Annotated in this window: 15 protein-coding genes; all 15 read right to left on the bottom strand. The window is 60.3% G+C overall.

From position 1 onward, the window contains the following. Positions 1-22 precede the first annotated feature (22 nt). Positions 23-1,129: a M24 family metallopeptidase gene (locus tag QO002_RS22980; RefSeq protein WP_307234161.1), complete on the bottom strand. Its 1,107-nt coding sequence runs from the start codon at positions 1,127-1,129 to the stop codon at positions 23-25. A 17-nt stretch (positions 1,130-1,146) separates the two neighbouring features. Beyond that, on the bottom strand, positions 1,147-2,811 hold the full coding sequence (locus QO002_RS22975; protein WP_307234159.1) for a hydantoinase B/oxoprolinase family protein: 1,665 nt from the start codon (positions 2,809-2,811) through the stop codon (positions 1,147-1,149). Between the two features lie 11 nt (positions 2,812-2,822). Beyond that, the gene (locus QO002_RS22970; RefSeq protein ID WP_307234157.1) at positions 2,823-4,895 is read right to left on the bottom strand and encodes a hydantoinase/oxoprolinase family protein; all 2,073 of its coding nucleotides are present in this window, start codon (positions 4,893-4,895) and stop codon (positions 2,823-2,825) included. Beyond that, the gene (locus QO002_RS22965; RefSeq protein WP_307234155.1) at positions 4,892-5,392 is read right to left on the bottom strand and encodes a GAF domain-containing protein; all 501 of its coding nucleotides are present in this window, start codon (positions 5,390-5,392) and stop codon (positions 4,892-4,894) included. Before QO002_RS22965 ends, QO002_RS22970 begins: the two co-directional genes overlap by 4 nt. Continuing rightward, positions 5,385-6,197: an ATP-binding cassette domain-containing protein gene (locus tag QO002_RS22960; RefSeq protein ID WP_307234153.1), complete on the bottom strand. Its 813-nt coding sequence runs from the start codon at positions 6,195-6,197 to the stop codon at positions 5,385-5,387. The genes QO002_RS22965 and QO002_RS22960 overlap by 8 nt, the downstream gene beginning before the upstream one ends. Further along, positions 6,194-7,084: an ABC transporter ATP-binding protein gene (locus tag QO002_RS22955; protein ID WP_307234151.1), complete on the bottom strand. Its 891-nt coding sequence runs from the start codon at positions 7,082-7,084 to the stop codon at positions 6,194-6,196. The genes QO002_RS22960 and QO002_RS22955 overlap by 4 nt, the downstream gene beginning before the upstream one ends. Next, on the bottom strand, positions 7,081-7,914 hold the full coding sequence (locus QO002_RS22950; protein WP_307234149.1) for an ABC transporter permease: 834 nt from the start codon (positions 7,912-7,914) through the stop codon (positions 7,081-7,083). The genes QO002_RS22955 and QO002_RS22950 overlap by 4 nt, the downstream gene beginning before the upstream one ends. Next, a complete protein-coding gene (locus QO002_RS22945) occupies positions 7,911-8,936 on the bottom strand; it encodes an ABC transporter permease (protein ID WP_307234146.1) in 1,026 nt (341 codons plus the stop codon). The genes QO002_RS22950 and QO002_RS22945 overlap by 4 nt, the downstream gene beginning before the upstream one ends. Positions 8,937-9,189: 253 nt before the next feature. Then, a complete protein-coding gene (locus tag QO002_RS22940; RefSeq protein ID WP_307234144.1) occupies positions 9,190-10,776 on the bottom strand; it encodes an ABC transporter substrate-binding protein in 1,587 nt (528 codons plus the stop codon). Then, positions 10,773-11,459, bottom strand: coding sequence for a helix-turn-helix domain-containing protein (locus QO002_RS22935; protein ID WP_307234142.1), 687 nt, complete (start codon positions 11,457-11,459; stop codon positions 10,773-10,775). The genes QO002_RS22940 and QO002_RS22935 overlap by 4 nt, the downstream gene beginning before the upstream one ends. A 222-nt stretch (positions 11,460-11,681) precedes the next feature. After that, the gene (gene derI, locus QO002_RS22930) at positions 11,682-12,137 is read right to left on the bottom strand and encodes a D-erythrulose-4-phosphate isomerase (protein ID WP_307234138.1); all 456 of its coding nucleotides are present in this window, start codon (positions 12,135-12,137) and stop codon (positions 11,682-11,684) included. 10 nt (positions 12,138-12,147) lie between these two features. After that, on the bottom strand, positions 12,148-12,918 hold the full coding sequence (locus tag QO002_RS22925; RefSeq protein WP_307234137.1) for a triose-phosphate isomerase: 771 nt from the start codon (positions 12,916-12,918) through the stop codon (positions 12,148-12,150). After that, positions 12,915-13,691: a DeoR/GlpR family DNA-binding transcription regulator gene (locus tag QO002_RS22920; protein WP_307234135.1), complete on the bottom strand. Its 777-nt coding sequence runs from the start codon at positions 13,689-13,691 to the stop codon at positions 12,915-12,917. The genes QO002_RS22925 and QO002_RS22920 overlap by 4 nt, the downstream gene beginning before the upstream one ends. A 74-nt stretch (positions 13,692-13,765) precedes the next feature. Continuing rightward, on the bottom strand, positions 13,766-14,707 hold the full coding sequence (locus QO002_RS22915) for a sugar-binding transcriptional regulator (RefSeq protein WP_307234132.1): 942 nt from the start codon (positions 14,705-14,707) through the stop codon (positions 13,766-13,768). A gap of 154 nt (positions 14,708-14,861) precedes the next feature. Continuing rightward, positions 14,862-15,794 (bottom strand): sugar phosphate isomerase/epimerase family protein, encoded by a 933-nt coding sequence (locus QO002_RS22910; RefSeq protein ID WP_307234130.1) that lies wholly within the window; start codon positions 15,792-15,794, stop codon positions 14,862-14,864.

Raw genomic sequence — 15,794 nt, 5'->3', positions numbered from 1 at the left:
CGCTGCGGGAAAAGAGCGTCAATCAGGCAACCGGAACCACCATCACGTCGCGCGGCAGCGACGACAGGATTTCCGGGCCGTCCTTGCGCAGGATGACGATATCCTCAAGCCGGATGCCGAAGCGGCCGGGCAGATAGATGCCGGGCTCGATCGAAAAGACCATGCCTTCTTCCAGCACTGTTTCGGACGTCGCAGTGATATAGGGTGGCTCGTGGCCGTCGATGCCCATGCCATGGCCGGTGCGGTGGACGAAATACTCGCCGTAGCCGGCATCCGAAATCACCTTGCGGGCGGCGGCATCGACGGTCTTTGCGACGACGCCGGGCTTGGCAGCGGCAAGTGCTGCCTGCACGGCCTTCTCGACGATGGCGTGGACCTCCATATAGCCTTCCGGCGCCTTGCCGATGACGGCCATGCGGGTGATGTCGCTCGGATAGCCATCCTTGCGGCCGCCGATGTCGATGACAACGGCATCGCCTTCCGAGATCACCCGCTCGCTGGCGGAATGATGCGGGAAGGCGCCGTTTCCGCCGGCACCGACGATCCAGAAAGCCGGCGAAGCTCCTTCCGAAGAGAAATGCGCGCGGATATCCGCGGCCAATTGTTTTTCCGTCATGCCCGGGCGGGCCTTGGTGAAGGCGGCCTGCATGGCGCCATCGGCGATGCCCGCATTCATCTTCAGCTTTTCGTATTCGCTTTCATCCTTGCGCATGCGCAAGGCTCCGAGCGTTTCCGCCGTGAAGTCGCGTGCTGCATCGCCCGGCAGGGCGTCGAGCAGCAGCAGCGCAAAATCAGCCCGCATGGTCTCATCCAGCGCAACGCGGCCCGGTGCCTTGGCGCCGATCCCTTCCAGCGCATCGGCAAGCGCGTTCACCGGCCCCTGATCGTCCGACCAGTTGTAGAAGGCGATATCGGTGAATTCGCGCGTGCCGTCTGCATTCAGAGCCGGCATCAGGAAGGCTTCCCTTTCCGGCGCGATCAAGAGCAAGCAGGGGCGTTCGTCCGGATGCGGGTGGAAGCCGAGAACCCAGTCCATATGGGAGCCGGGTGCAATGGCGATCAGGCCTGTTCCGGTGTCGTGCATGCGCGCACGCAGGGCCGCAAGGCGCTGTTTTGTTTTTTCGGTCATCTCATTCTCCTCGTTTCTCAAGCCCGGTAGCCATAAACTTCTGCAGCCCGCTCAGCCGAGATCAGGCCGTTGCGGACATCTTCCGCCACCTTTGCCTTGTCGCGCTCCTTCGGATTGCCGATACCGCCGCCGGCGCCGGTAATGACGCGGATGACGTCGTCCTTATCGACCCGGATGCCGGATGCAAAGGCGTAGCGTTCACTGGAACCATCCTTGCGCATGACCAGCGCATAATTGGCCGAGCCTTCGTTGCCGCCATCGAGCGACCAGGGCAAGATGCGCGAGCGGGTATAGCCGAGCGTCAGGAAGGAATCATCGCGGCGGATGCGGTAGTCGAGACGAATACCCTGGCCACCGCTCCATTTGCCTTCGCCGCCCGGATCGGTGTTGAGCTCCATCCGGTCGACAAACAGGCCGTTGCGGGCTTCGGAGATTTCCGCGGGGCAATTGTAAGTTTCGCCGTGCACGCCGGAGAAGATCGCCGAATTGCCGTCGCGGCCGGCTGACGCCCCCCAACCACCGATCTGCGGTTCGATGATCGTATACTGACGGCCGGTATCGGGGTGGATGCCGCCGATGAAGGTGCCCGCAATCGAGGAGAAATGCCCAGCCGGCAGCTTATCCGGCATATGCGGCGCAAGGCAGCGCCAAACGAGGTCGTATCCTCGGATGCCGATCTCGTAGTAGAAGCCGACGGCCGCCGGTTCCTTGGCATGGAAGCAGGAGCCTTCACGCGTGAGCACCTTCAGCGGACGGAAGGAGCCTTCGTTGGCGGGTGAAGTCGGGTCTGTCAGCGCCTTGAAGATCACCTGCATGCTGACCAGCGTATCGTCATGGCCGGCATTGGAGGGGCCGGCATCCTGATCGGGATTGTCGCGCAGGTCGATGACGAATTCGCTGTCAGAGATCGTCACCTTGACGTTGAAGATACGCCCATCGTCCTGCTCTTCGCTGAGTTCGAAGGTGCCGTGCGGCAGCTTGGCGAGTTCGGCGAGCGCGATCTTCTCGCCGTGGTCCATGAAGCTCACCATCGCGGCTTCAAAGGTTTCGATGGTGTATTTCTCCGCCAGTTCCGCCAGCCGCTTCGCTCCGATACGCACCGAGGCGATGGCCGCCCAGAGGTCGCCCTCGAGGAAATCGGGCATGCGGGAATTGACGGTGATGATATCGAAGATGCCGGGGATTGCCTCGCCGCGCGAGATCATCTTAATTGCCGGCAGGCGCAGGCCTTCCTGAAAGATTTCCGTCGCGTCGGCCGAGAGGGAACCCGGCGACTTGCCGCCGACATCCGAATTGTGGGCGATATTCGCCGTCCATGCGATCAACCTGTCGCCCGCAAAGACCGGCATGCAGACGACGAGGTCGTTGAGATGGGTGACGCCGCCATAATAAGGGTCGTTGGTGATGAAGACGTCGCCGGGCTCGATCTGGCAGGGCTTTGAAAATTTCTCCAGAAGCACCTTCACCGATTTGTCGAGCACGCCGATGAAGCCCGGAATGCCCGCGCCGGAGGAGGCAAGTTGGCCCTTGGCGTCGGTGATGCCGGTGCCCATGTCGAGCACTTCGTAAATGATCGAACTCATCGCGGTCTTGCGCATGGCCGCAAACATCTCGTCAGCCGTTGCCTGCAGCGAATTCTGGATGATTTCGAGCGTAATCGGATCGTGGGTAGCTGTTGTCATGTCCGCGCTCCTCAAGCCTTCAGGTGTATGTGGATGTTGCCAAAACCATCGATCTCGACGCGATTGCCGGGATGGATGACAATGGTCGTGCCGGGGTCCTCGATCACGGCCGGGCCGATAAACTGCATGCCGGGCTCCAGCTTCTCGCCGTCATAGATATCAGCCGCGTGGACGCCTTCCAGCGCGTAGTCGACCTGGCGTTCGCCCTTCTGCGCTGCGGAAGGCGCCGTCGCGCCGAGAGGCCGCTCCTGCATCTTCAACTTCCCGACTTCGGCCGAGGCGACCAGATGGATGCCGACCAGCTCAACCGGAGCGTCGAGGCGGTAGGTATATTCGCGCTCGTATGTTTCGTGGAAGGCGGTCTCGATCGCGGCAAGGCTTGCATCGGTGATCGTGCCTTCGATCAGAACCTCGGTCGTGTGCTCCTGGTTCTGGTAGCGGAATTTGCCGTAGCGCAGGAATTTGACCTTTGCCTCGTCGACACCTTCTTCGCTGAACTGGCCGGCGGCCAGCGCCTCGGTCTCGGCAAACAGGCTTTCGACAACCTGCGCCGAACCCGCGTTGAGATCGGCAAGCTTCGTCACGAAATAATCGCGCCGCAGGTCGGACATCATCATGCCCCAGGCGGAGAACACTGAGGCGCCGGCGGGGATGACGACCTTCTTGACGCCAAGCTCCTGGCCGAGAGCGACCGCGTGCATGGCGCCGCCGCCGCCGAAGGCGACCAGCGTGAAATCGCGCGGATCATGGCCGCGGTTCAGCGACACGAGCTTCAGCGCATTGACCATATTGTTGTTGGCGATGCGGATGATACCGCGCGCCACTTCCTCAGGCGAAACGCTGAGCCTGCCGCCGACATCCGACAGCGCCTTTTCGGTCGCAGCCATATCCGCAACGACGGAGCCGCCGCAGAAATAATCGCGGTTGATGCGGCCGAGCCAGAGATTGGCGTCCGTCGTCGTGGCATTGGTGCCGCCGCGGCCGTAAGCGGCAGGACCGGGCATGGCGCCGGCGGATTTCGGACCGACATGCAGCTTGCCGAAATTATCGACCCAGGCGATCGAGCCGCCGCCATTGCCGATCTCGACGAGATCGACCACCGGCACCATGATCGGATAGCCGGCCGAGGTGCGGTCACGCTCGATCCAGTAGTCGGTCATGATCTTGACCTTGCCGTCCTCGATGAGCGAGCATTTTGCCGTCGTGCCGCCGATATCGAGCGCCAGCACATTGGTTTCGCCAATCAGCTTGCCAAGTTCGGCCGCCCCCCAGAAGCCGGAGGCCGGGCCGGATTCAATCATGGTGATCGGGATTTTCTTCACTGAATCAAGCGAATCGACGCCGCAGTTCGACTGCATGATGAACAAGTTGCCGTCGAAACCCTTGGCGGAAAGTCCCTCATTCAGGCGCGACAGATAACGTTCAGCAGTCGGCTGCACATAGGCCGACATGACGGTGGTGTTGGTACGCTCATATTCCCGCCATTCGCGGGTAATCTGGTGCGAGGCCACAGTGGAGATTTCCGGCCAGAGCCGGTTGATCTCGGCAACGGTCGCCTGCTCGTGGCTCGGATTGGCATAGGAATGCAGGAAACAGACGGCGATTGCTTCGACGCCATCGGCGCGGAAGCCATCAAGGATTTCCGGCAAGCCGGAAAGGTCCAGTGGCCTCATCTCCTCGCCGTGATAGTTGAAGCGGCCCGGAAGCTCGCGGCGCAGATAGCGCGGCACGAAGGGTTCCGGCTTTTCATAATGCAGGTTGAAGAAATCCGGCCGATTGCCGCGGGCGATTTCGAGGCTGTCGCGGAAACCTTCCGTGGTGATCAGGCCGACCTTGACGCCCTTGCGTTCAGTCAGCGCATTGATGACCACCGTGGTGCCGTGAGCGAGGAAATCCACGGTCTTCGGATCGACGCCGCCCTTGTCGAGAACGTTGAGAACACCCTGCTCGAAATTCGGCGGGGTAGTGTCGGATTTTGCCGTCGTGATCTTCGACTGGCCGGTCTCATGGTCCGTCTCGAAGCAGACGAGATCAGTGAAGGTGCCGCCGACATCGGTCGCGACGCGAATGGTCTTTCCGCTCATGCTTTCCTCCCAGGGCGCATTTTATCGTGCAGCAGCATGCAGATGGCGCCGGGCAACTTCAGTGCCTCGGCGGCGTGAACCCGTTCGGGCGTGTAGAAATCCTTGTCATGCAGGCAATTGATGGTGCCAATAACCTCGCCATCCACCGTGATCGGCACGTTAATGACGGATTCGCAGCCGAGCGCCTTGATTTGCTCATGGTCATCGAAAACCTGAGCGATATCTTCGATCGTATTGGCGACGAAGGTGTTCTTTTGGTTCAGCGTGATCTCGGACCAGTGGGTTTCGTTGTAGGGCTTGGTGCCGGAAACCGGGTATTCTTCCGGCATGTTGGAATAGATGCGCTCCGAAACCTTGTCGGTCGTGTCCGATGTCATGATCGTGAACAGCTTGACGCCGACCAGCGCCTTGGTCAGCGCTTCGAGCGCCGCATAGGCCTTGTCCGGCTGGGTTCCGGCTTCGGCAACGGCGGCAACAAACTTTTCGTATTCAGGCATTTCCATTCTCTTGCTCCATGATCCGGTCGCGCAGCAGGGCTTCCTCCTGGCTGACAACAGGGACGGCGCCGATCAGTCGGCGCGTATAGACGTGGTTGGGGTTTGCGAAGATGGTTTCGGTTTCGGCGATCTCGATCAGCTTTCCCTTTTCGAAGACGGCCACCCGATCGGCGATGTTGCGCACAACGGAGAGATCGTGAGTGATGAAGATGTAGGTGAGGCCGCGGGCCTGCTTGAGGTCCTTCAGGAGCTTCAGCACGCGGGCCTGCACGAGAACGTCGAGCGCAGAGGTCGGTTCGTCCAGAACCACAAGCTCGGACTGGCAGGCGAGCGCACGGGCAATCGCCACCCGCTGGCGCTGGCCACCGGACAATGCAGAGGGGGAACGTGTGCGGAAATCCGCGGGCAGGCCGACCTCTTCCAAGAGTTGGCCAGTGCGCGCCGCGCGGCCCGCTTTGTCGCCGATATCATGGACATCGAGCGCAAGCCGGAGCGAGGCGCCGATGGAGCGGCGCGGGTTGAGCGAGGAGAGCGGGTTCTGCTGCACGAGCTGGATCCCGCGGCGATGCTCCTTCGTGCGTTTTGTCGGAAGTGCAGCACCATCAAAGGTCAGCGATCCGGAGGTCGCACCGTAGATACCGAGGATGATGTTGGCGATGGTCGATTTTCCGGAACCGGATTCGCCCACAATCGCCAGACATTCGCCCTTCACGACATCGAAGGAAATGTTATCGAGAGCCTGGACCGCGCGGCCATTGACCTCAAATGTCTTGGAGACCGAGGAGACGGACAAAAGCCTGCTCATGCCAGAAGCTCCTTCTCGCTATAACCAGGATGGGCGACAAGCGGCGCAAGAAACTGGCCCGGATCGTCATCGAGATCGGGAATGCCGCCGCCGGTGATGCGCGGCACGGCAGACAGCAGCGCCCTCGTATAGGGATGTTGCGGATTGGCGAAAAGCTCTGCCGTTGCGCCCTGCTCGACGATATTGCCTTTGTAGATGACATAGACGCGATCGGCGAACTCCCGGACCACGCCGAGATTGTGGGAGATGAACAGCACCGAGGTATGATGCTTTTCAACCAGCTCAGACATCAGCTTCAGCGTCTGCGCCTGTATGGTGACATCGAGCGCGGTCCCTGGCTCGTCGGCAAGCAAAAGCGCCGGGTTGTTGGCGAGTGCCATAGCGATCATTACCCGCTGGTTCATGCCGCCAGATAGCTGGAACGAGTAGGAATCCAGCACACGTTCCGGCTCGTTGATCGCCACATCCGCCAAGGCTTCGATTGCCCGCTGGCGGGCGCGTTCGTTGGAGATGCCCGGTTCCGCACGCGCCAGCACCTCCTTGAACAGGGCGAAGATCGTGTAGACCGGGTTCAGAGACGATGTCGGGTCCTGGAAGATCATCGACATACGGGTGCCGCGCAGCGCATGACGCGAGCCGGGCTTCAGGGTTTCAAGGTTGATGCCCTCGAACTCCACCGAGCCGGAAATACGTGCCGTCTTCAACTGCTGCAGCATGCCGAGCACGATGCGCGCCGTCACCGACTTGCCTGAACCGGATTCACCGACCAGCGCCACCCGCTCGCCCTTCTTGATGTGAAGGGAAATGCCGTGGAGCACCTCAGACATTCCAGACCACGACTTGAAGCCGAGCTTGAGATTTTCGATTTTGAGCGTCGGCGCGGTCATTGGTCGACCCCCAGGATTTCTCTTAGCGCATCGCCGATCAGGTTGAAGCCGAAGACGGCGATCAGGATGGCAAGGCCGGGGAAGACGGTGAGCCACCAGCTGTCCGGCAGATATTTCGCACCTTCCGCCACCATCGAGCCGAGGTCCGGCGTCGGCGGCTGCACGCCGAGACCGAGGAAGGAGAGCGAGGAGGCGATGAGGATGACGAAGCCGAAATCGAGCGTCATCTTGGTGATGATCGAGGGCACGCAGTTTGGCAGGATTTCACGGAACATGATGTGCGCCTTGGAAGCGCCGATCACTTCGGCGGCAAGCACATAGCCCTCTTCCTTCTCGGAGCGGGCGATGTTGTAGACGAGCCGCGTATACCAGGGCCACCACATGACGGTGACTGCGATCATGCCGTTGGTCAGCGTCGGCTCAAGCAGGCCCATGACGGACATAGCGAGCACAAGCGGCGGGATCGACAGGAAGACGTCGGTAATGCGCATCAGCACATACTCCGCCCAGCCGCCGAGATATCCGGCAGCAAGCCCGATCGCCACGCCGATCGGAACGGCAATCGCCAGTACGACGATGCCGAGAACGAGCGAGATGCGGTAGGCATAAACGACGCGGGTGAAGAGATCGCGGCCAACGAGATCCGTGCCGAAAATGTTCGGCCAGTGCGGAGGCTGGTTGAAGTTGGCGAAATCGACGACTGCGCCGACATGCTCCGGGAAGGGCGTGATGAAATCTGCAAAGATCGCCGATAAGACGACGATGCCGACGAGGATCAGCCCGATCAATGACAGCGGATTGCGCGTCAGGATGAGGAGGGTTTTCTTCATGATGCCCTCTGCGACAGGCGGATGCGGGGATTGAGGATCGAGACGAGCAGATCGACGATGAGATTGACGATCAGGAACACCGCGGAGATGACCAGGACCGTGCCGACGATGGCATTAAGGTCCTTCCGCAGGATGACGGCAACGCCGTAGCGCGACAGGCCGGGCCAGGCGTACACGGCTTCAACGAGGAAGGCGCTGCCGAGCATGGCAGCAAAATCAAGCCCGATGATGGTCAACGATGGAATGAGCGAGGGGCGAAGCGCATAGCGCCGGGCGATACGCTTTTCCGGGAAACCATAGGCCTCGGCCATCTCGATATACGGCTTGTCGTAGGTCTCGACCATGTTGGAGCGCACGAGGCGCGCTGCCTGGCCAATGCCCGAAAGGGCGAGTGCGAAAGCTGGCAGGATGATATGCCAGACGGCATTGCCGAAGGCCTTGATATCGCCAGCAAGCAGTGTGTCGATCATCAGGAAGCCAGTAATGGTAGGGATGCTGAACGTATCGGAGATGCGGCCGGCGATCGGGAAGATCTTGATGAAATAGGAAAAGCAGAGCATCAGCACCACGGCCCAGACGAAGGCAGGTGCTGATACCCCGAGCAGCGTTACCAGCCGTACAGTATGATCCACCCAGCTGCCGCGCCTGCGAGCCGAGAGAATGCCGAGCGGCAGGCCGACCGCCACCATCATGATGCCGGAGACGATGACCAGCTCCAGCGTTGCCGGCAGGAACTGGGCGATGTCGGCCATGACCGGACGATTGGTATAAAGCGAAAGCCCGAGATCGCCGCGAAACAGATCGGCGATGAAATAGCCGTATTGCGTGAGGAAAGGATCATTCAGGTGCAGCTTGTCGCGCAGCGCCGCCACGGCATCGGCCGTTGCGTTCGGTCCCAGCGCAATGCGCGCGGGATCACCGGGGATGACCCGGGCAATCGCGAAGATCAGCAACGAAACCCCGATCAGCACGATCAGCGACGTTCCCAACCGCTTTGCGAGAAGGCGGACTAGAGGTGACATGACGTTGTTCTTTCTGTTTCCAACTGAGGGCTTGCCCCCGCGAATGGGTAAACCCCTCCTGCACTCCGCCCCTGATGGATGGAGTTATAGTCTCTTCATAGAGCCGGTTGTCACAGCCTTCCTCTTCTCCCCGGCGGGGAGAAGTACCGAGCTTGCGAGGCGATGAGGGGGCTACTTGTTCCGAGCTAGCCGTCCCCCTCATCCGGCTCTTCGAGCCACCTTCTCCCCGCTGGGGAGAAGAGGAGCGAGAGGCCTATTCCTTCATTTCCATCAGCCGGAAATTGAAGCCGAAACCGGCTAGCGCATAGGCCTTGGAAAGATCGGAGAGCGCCGGCACCGACACGCGATTTGAGGCAGCAAACACCGCCGTCTGGTCCTGGGCGAAGATCGTCGGGGCGATCTCGCGCAGTCGCGTGTTGAGGTCTGTATAGATCTTCGTGCGCTCAGCTTCGTCCGCCGTCGTGCGGCCCTTTTCGAGCAGCGCATCGACATCCTTGTCGTTCAGGTACTCCGGTGACATCCATGTGCCAGCGGACGAGGAGTGATACATGCCGTAGAGCAGTGTATCGGGATCAGCCGACATGGTGTTGACGAAGACCTGCGAGATCGACGGCGTATTCTCCGGCTTGGAGATCTGCTCGACGAACAGCGCCCAAGGGAGCTTCTTCACTTCCGCCTTGATGCCGATTTCGGAGAAGTTCGCCTGCATCAGCAAGGCGAAGCGTTCTTCGATCGGCACTTCGCCGATCCACGAAAGCTCGACCTTCATGTCTTCCGGCTTGTACTTGCACTTGGCGAGATGCTCCTTGGCCTTGTCGAGATCGCGCTTGAAGACCTGATCGGCGGGAAGTGCGCCGAGCATGCCGACCGGGATCGCACCAGTGGAAGGGCTGCCCTGCGAGACAGTGTCGGTTACACCGACCATCTTGACACCGGACTCGTAGTCGAAGGCGTAGGAGACGGCGAGGCGGCACTCAACGTCATCAAACGGCGCCTTGGTCGTGTTCATCTTTATGTAGAAGCCGGTCGTGCCCTTTTCCTCGAGCAGTTGCGCGCCTTCAGCGGCAAGCGACTTCAGGACTTCCGGCGGAAGCCAGGACGAGGAGATGTCGTGCTCGCCCTGCGAGATCAGGGTGCGGACGGTCGCGGCTTCGAGGCCGTAGCGGAAACGCACTGTGTCCGGCGCCTTTGGCGGCACGCCCAGGAAGTAGCCGGCGTTCTTCGCCATGACCGTTTCTTCCTGCGGATTGTGCGAAACGACCTTGTAAGCGCCGGTGCCGGCTGCATGGGATGTGAGATAGGCCTGCCCCCAATCCTTCATCTCGCCGTCGCCGTCAGCAAGGTTTTCGGTGACCAGCTTCTTGTCGATGATCGGCAAGCGCGTCAGCGCGGAGATGAAGGGGGCGTAAGCTTCCTTCAAGGTGAATTTGACGGTCGAGGCATCGACTGCCTCTGCCTTCTCGACGGCAGTGAAAAGGTAGGAGAGACCCTGGCCAAGCGCCTGCATGCGCTGGAAAGAAAACACCACATCATCCGCTGTCAGCGGGTTGCCGCTCTGGAATTTCACGTCATTGCGGAGTTTGAAGGTGTAGGTCCTGCCATCGGTTTCCCATCCCGTCGAGAGAAAGGCGTCGAAGCCGGGTTGGCCTGCCTTCGGGATCACCAGCGTGTCGTAGAGATTGAACATCAGGATGCTATCGGCATAGTCCGAAGCCTTGGCCGGATCGAGCTCGCCAACCGGCACCTCGTCGAGACGAAGCACTGTCTCGGCAGCGGCAATGCCATGAAGCGAAACAGTTGCCAGAAGAGCCGCCGCAACGGCTTTGAAACGCAGTCTCATTTGGTATTCCCCTTATTCAGTTTCGGTTTTTCTGATGGACGCCGGTCGGCCGCGCGGGTGACGACCAGGCTGTTGTCGGGATCGCCAGACGGCACGCCGTCACCAAAGACGTCCATGGTGCAGGTGTGGAAGACCGTGGTGGTCGCATTCGTATGGTTCCAGGTCGCGTGGGTGCGCGTCGACGGGAAATGGGCGGTATCCCCGGTCTCGAGGATCATGCGCTCACCGTCGAGTTCCAGCGTCAGCGCACCTTCGACGATGTAGAAGATTTCCTCGCCCTCATGCGACATCGGTTCACTCCAGTAGCCGGGCGGCTCGTGAATGAGCGTGGAGCGAAGGACGTTGCCGGGGAAGGCGGCCGAGAGGCGCTCATAGGTAACATCGCGGCCAGTCATTGTGCCAAGACCATACACTGTGCGGCCGACGCTGCGTGTGACAGGCGCTTCGGACTTTGGCTGCTGGAACATGGAGCCAACATCGATCTTCAGCACGCGACAGACGGAAACCAGCGACACGAGGGAGGGAACGGTAATGCCGCGTTCAATCTGGGAGATGAAGCCGACAGAAAATCCGGCTTGGTCGGCGACCTCCTGCAGGGTTAGCTTCAGCGCCTTTCGGCGATCCCGCAACCGGTCGCCAAGCGCAGTATCGCGTTCTCTCGGAAGAGCAATTTCGTCAGCCACGATGTTCCACCTGTTTTTAGTATTACTTCAATCTTGCGATACCCAGCAAGAATGTCAACAGATTTTTAGCGTGACTAAAACTTTTGCAAAGCTTAGGCGATAAATGAGATGGAAATGGTAATCTCGGCCTTCGCGGCGGATTCTGCCCGGGTAGAAAAATGGCTGGCCGTCGCCGGCCAGCCAACCGCCTTCCTGGAGGATAGGAAGACAGCTTTAATCTCCTCAGCGGAGATTATACTTTGCGTCCACCGCGTTGATGGCCTGAACGTTGCCCGCGGAGCGGCCGCCTTCATCGAAGGTCTGCGCAAGGAAGGAATCGGCGATTGCCTTTGCAAGTTCCGAGCCGATGACGCGGGCGCCCATGGTGATGATCTGGGCGTTGTTGGAAAGGGCGGCACGTTCCGCCGAATAAGTGTCGTGCGTCAGTGCCGCACGGATGCCCGGCACCTTGTTGGCCGAGATGCAGACACCGATACCGGTGCCGCAGACGAGGATCGCCTTGTCATAGGTGCCGTCAATCACGCCGGAAGCGACGCGGTCCGACAGGTTGGCATAGAAGGCCTCCGCTCCGGCATCGGTGCGCGAGACTTCGGATACGTCGTAACGATCCTTCAGGTGGTCTGCGAGAATTTTTGCGAGGCCTTCGCCTGCGCTGTCTCCTGCGATGGCAAGTTTCATGGGTGTCTCCTTAGATTTTTGCGCTGCATTTGTTGAGAATGTCGAGATAGCCTTCGACATCCCAGGCCGAGCGGCCGATGAACAATCCATCGATATGCGCGCTCGAAATCAGTTCCTCGCAATTGCCCGGATTGACCGAGCCGCCGTAGAGGCACGGAATTTTGCGGCCAAGCACAGCCTTCGCCACCGCGATGATCTCTTCGTGGCGGTCGCTGGCGTAGTCTGCCGTTGCCGGGATGCCCTTTTCGCCGATCGCCCAGACGGGCTCGTAGGCGAGCAGGATTTCAGCATTCTTCTGGTCGCCCTCGAGTTTCGCCAGTGCGCCCTCGACCTGGATTTTCAGGATCTCGGTCGCGCGGCCGCTGTTGCGAACCTCCAGCGTCTCACCGATGCAGATGAGCGGAATGAGACCATGGCGCACGGCGGCGGCGGTCTTCAGGCCGACAGTCTCATCCGTCTCTGCGAAATGCTCGCGGCGCTCGGAATGGCCGAGTTCGACGATATCGAGATTGCAATCCTTCAACATCACCGGCGAAATCTCGCCCGTCCAGGCGCCGCGGTCGTCCCAATGCATGTTCTGCGCGCCGACCTTGACCGACGTATCGGCAAGCATCGCCTTGACCTCGCGCACGGCGGTAAAAGGCGGAATGACGAAACGCTGGATGCGCGGATCGCGGCCGCTGTCGGCCTTGCCGAGACCTTCCGCGAAGACGCGCGCTTCGGCGAGCGTCTTGTTCATTTTCCAGCTTGTTCCGACCCAGAATTGCGGCGAAGCGGTCATGTCTGTTCCTCATGCAAAGCGATTGTCAGGGGTATGCCGGCGCGTTCGAAATCCTCGACCACGGATGCCTCGGGAGCGCGATCGGTAATGACGACGTCGAAATCTTCAAGGTCCGCCATCACATGCAGGGCCATGCGGCCGATGCGCTGATGGTTGACGAGCAAACAGGTCTTCGTGGCTGACGCCATCATCGCGCGCTTGGCGCGGATCACATTGTCGTCCATGTGATAGGCCTTGCGATCGGAGACTGCGGGTGTGGAAAGAAAGGCGATGTCTGCGCGCAGCCGCGACAGGGCTTCCTCCGTCAACACGCCGAGATAGGCGTTGAACTTGGCGGAATAGATGCCGCCCAGCGCGATCAGGCTGATGCCGCTCTCGCTTTTCATCCGCTCCATGATCGCGGCGTTGTTGGTGATCAGCGTCAGCGGGCGCTTCTCGATCAGCATTTCGCCGAGAACAGCGGCCATCGAGCCATCATTGACCATGACGGTCATGCCCGGCTCCACCAGATGCAGCGCGGCCCGCGCCATCAGCGCCTTGGCGTCGCTTTCCTGATGTTCACGAAACCGGAAATCACTTTCGAACTGCGTGCCGGCATCGATCGTTGCGCCGCCGCGTACCTTGCGCAGTACACCTTCGCGTTCGAGATCGTCGAGATCGCGGTGGATTGTCATCTTCGAGACGAAAAACCGATCTGCAAGCGCGTCAAGATCGACCGTCTTGTCTTCCACCAGAAGATTGATGATCTCCTGTCGTCGCTCGTCCTTTCTCACGTCGTAGCCCTCCCGGTCCGCATCAGCGGATAATCACAAAATAACAGAAAGTTTGTGATTATCAATGTGCGATGTTATTTTTCTGCCAGCAACTGCGTGGCTGTCTTTTCATCGGTGATCAGTCCATGCAGCTTGCCGCTGCGCAGGACGGAGCGAATTGCCTCGACCTTCGAGGTGCCGCCGGCAAGGGCAACCACGCGTTCCTTTTTCGATTGCGGGAACGACGCCGCAAGCGTGCGGGTCGTCAGAACGGTGTCGAGCATGTTGCCGCTGGCATCGAAGAAATGGCCGAGAATTTCGCCGACGGCGCCGGCCGCCGCGATCTGCTTGATCTCTTTCGATTCGATCATGCCGGAAAACACCAGCTGGGCTTCCTGATCGACCGTTCCGAGGCCCACAAGCTTGAGGTCAGCATTGTTGGCCATGTCGAAGACCTCCTTGACGCCGCGCTGGGCAAGGAAGACTTCGCGGTCATCGCTGGTGTTGGCGAAGAACGGCACGGGCATGACGTAAGCCGGCATCGAGGTCTTCTCTGCAATCCGGTGCATCACGTCATAGGGATTGGCAATGTAGTTGCGGGTAAGTCCGCCGAGCAGCGATACGAACCTGAGGTTCTTTGCGGCAACGCGCGGCATATGCTGGACGGCAGCTTGCAGCGTGCGTCCATGGCCGAGACCGATAACTTTGTTGTCGCCGCGCTCGATTTCACGCTGCAGGAAACTGGCGCCGGCGTGGCCGAGTGCGCGGAGCGCCAGCCCTTCCTCACCGAGATCAGGAGCGACCTCGCAATAATGCAGGCCGTAGCGTTCCGTCAGTCGGGCTTCCAGATCGACGCATTCCACAGTGTCGCCATCGATCGTCACCTTGACGATGCCATCGGCAACGGCACGGGCGATGAGACGATGGGCTTTCAACGACGGAATGCCGAGCTGCTTGGCCACGGCCGATTGCGTGAGGCCCGCGACGTAGTGCAGCCATGCGGCACGCACGGCTAGCGACTCTTCTGCGTCGGTCATTCCCATGTCCTTCAATATTCAAGGTGGCTCCTAAGCCACCGGATGTCCCCTGTTAGCTCCGAGTGCATTCTGACGCGCGACTGCGAAAGCAATCTGGTTTGAAGCGTTTCCAAGGTCGGGCGTCCAGTTGAATCTGGCAGGAGGTTAGTCGAACTCAGATTTTAAGGTCGGCAGCACCCGTATCGATATGGTCGGCCCAGAAGGCGACGCTTTCGGCGATCTGCGAAATCACCTGCCGGTCGTTCGGCTCGCGCTCCTTAAAGGACAGTTCGAGGCAGATTTCGTTATCAACGGCACCACCCTCGGCAAAGGCCTTCAGCAGCGGCTCCGGATGGATACGACCCTTGGCGTTGAACTCGGCCGTGAACGGCCGGTGGCCGCCCTTGTCCATCAGGCTCTGCTTGATGTGAATGATTGGCGAGACCTTGGGCACGGCCCGCGCCCAGGCATAGGGCTCGAAATCATCCGGGTTCGAGGACGTAACGTCGCCGTGGTCGATATCGGCCATCATCCACATGGGGATCGCCATGTTGGCCGCGGTCAACCGGTCCTGCAGCTTGATGCATTCAGCGATGGTCTCGCCGAATTCACGGCCGATGCTCATCGGTTCCCAGAAGATGTAGGAAAGGCCGGCCGCCCGGGCGTGTTCAGCCACCTCGGCCCAACAGTCGATGGCGATCTGAATCAACTCCTCGCGTCGAACCGGATCGTCGAAATCCTTATAGGTGAAGATGGCAAACTGGGTGCCGACCGAGGTGCCGCCGAGATCGGCCGTGATATCGGCAAAGGTCTTGAACCAGTCGACATAGTAGCGCCGGACATCGGCATCGGGGTGGCCGAAATGATTGAGGCGGCCATAGGGGCCGGTCATGCCGGAGGTGACGCGAACGCCGGTTCGGGCAAGAGCCGCGTTCATCTGCCGCGTTAGGCGGCGGATGGTCGACGCCTGCCAACTCGGATTGATGAACTCGTGGGTGAGCTGCAGGTCGCGGATTTTAAGGTCACGCGCCACAGTCTCGATCAGGTCGTCCGGATCGGCGAAGCGGTTCACCAGCGGGTTGGTATTGAGCGAAAGTGTCAGCGGCAT

This window comes from Pararhizobium capsulatum DSM 1112 (assembly GCF_030814475.1).
In the GTDB taxonomy this organism is placed as follows: Bacteria; Pseudomonadota; Alphaproteobacteria; order Rhizobiales; family Rhizobiaceae; genus Pararhizobium; species Pararhizobium capsulatum.
Note: the sequence above shows the minus strand (reverse complement) of the source record. Positions and strands in the feature narration are given on the sequence as shown.

Excerpts from the sequence above, each read along its gene's own strand:
- QO002_RS22980 (WP_307234161.1), bottom strand. The coding sequence starts at position 1,129 with ATGACCGAAAAAACAAAACAGCGCCTTGCGGCCCTGCGTGCGCGCATG.
- QO002_RS22975 (WP_307234159.1), bottom strand. The coding sequence starts at position 2,811 with ATGACAACAGCTACCCACGATCCGATTACGCTCGAAATCATCCAGAAT.
- QO002_RS22970 (WP_307234157.1), bottom strand. The coding sequence starts at position 4,895 with ATGAGCGGAAAGACCATTCGCGTCGCGACCGATGTCGGCGGCACCTTC.
- QO002_RS22965 (WP_307234155.1), bottom strand. The coding sequence starts at position 5,392 with ATGCCTGAATACGAAAAGTTTGTTGCCGCCGTTGCCGAAGCCGGAACC.
- QO002_RS22960 (WP_307234153.1), bottom strand. The coding sequence starts at position 6,197 with ATGAGCAGGCTTTTGTCCGTCTCCTCGGTCTCCAAGACATTTGAGGTC.
- QO002_RS22955 (WP_307234151.1), bottom strand. The coding sequence starts at position 7,084 with ATGACCGCGCCGACGCTCAAAATCGAAAATCTCAAGCTCGGCTTCAAG.
- QO002_RS22950 (WP_307234149.1), bottom strand. The coding sequence starts at position 7,914 with ATGAAGAAAACCCTCCTCATCCTGACGCGCAATCCGCTGTCATTGATC.
- QO002_RS22945 (WP_307234146.1), bottom strand. The coding sequence starts at position 8,936 with ATGTCACCTCTAGTCCGCCTTCTCGCAAAGCGGTTGGGAACGTCGCTG.
- QO002_RS22940 (WP_307234144.1), bottom strand. The coding sequence starts at position 10,776 with ATGAGACTGCGTTTCAAAGCCGTTGCGGCGGCTCTTCTGGCAACTGTT.
- derI (WP_307234138.1), bottom strand. The coding sequence starts at position 12,137 with ATGAAACTTGCCATCGCAGGAGACAGCGCAGGCGAAGGCCTCGCAAAA.
- QO002_RS22925 (WP_307234137.1), bottom strand. The coding sequence starts at position 12,918 with ATGACCGCTTCGCCGCAATTCTGGGTCGGAACAAGCTGGAAAATGAAC.
- QO002_RS22915 (WP_307234132.1), bottom strand. The coding sequence starts at position 14,707 with ATGACCGACGCAGAAGAGTCGCTAGCCGTGCGTGCCGCATGGCTGCAC.
- QO002_RS22910 (WP_307234130.1), bottom strand. The coding sequence starts at position 15,794 with ATGCCGCTGACACTTTCGCTCAATACCAACCCGCTGGTGAACCGCTTC.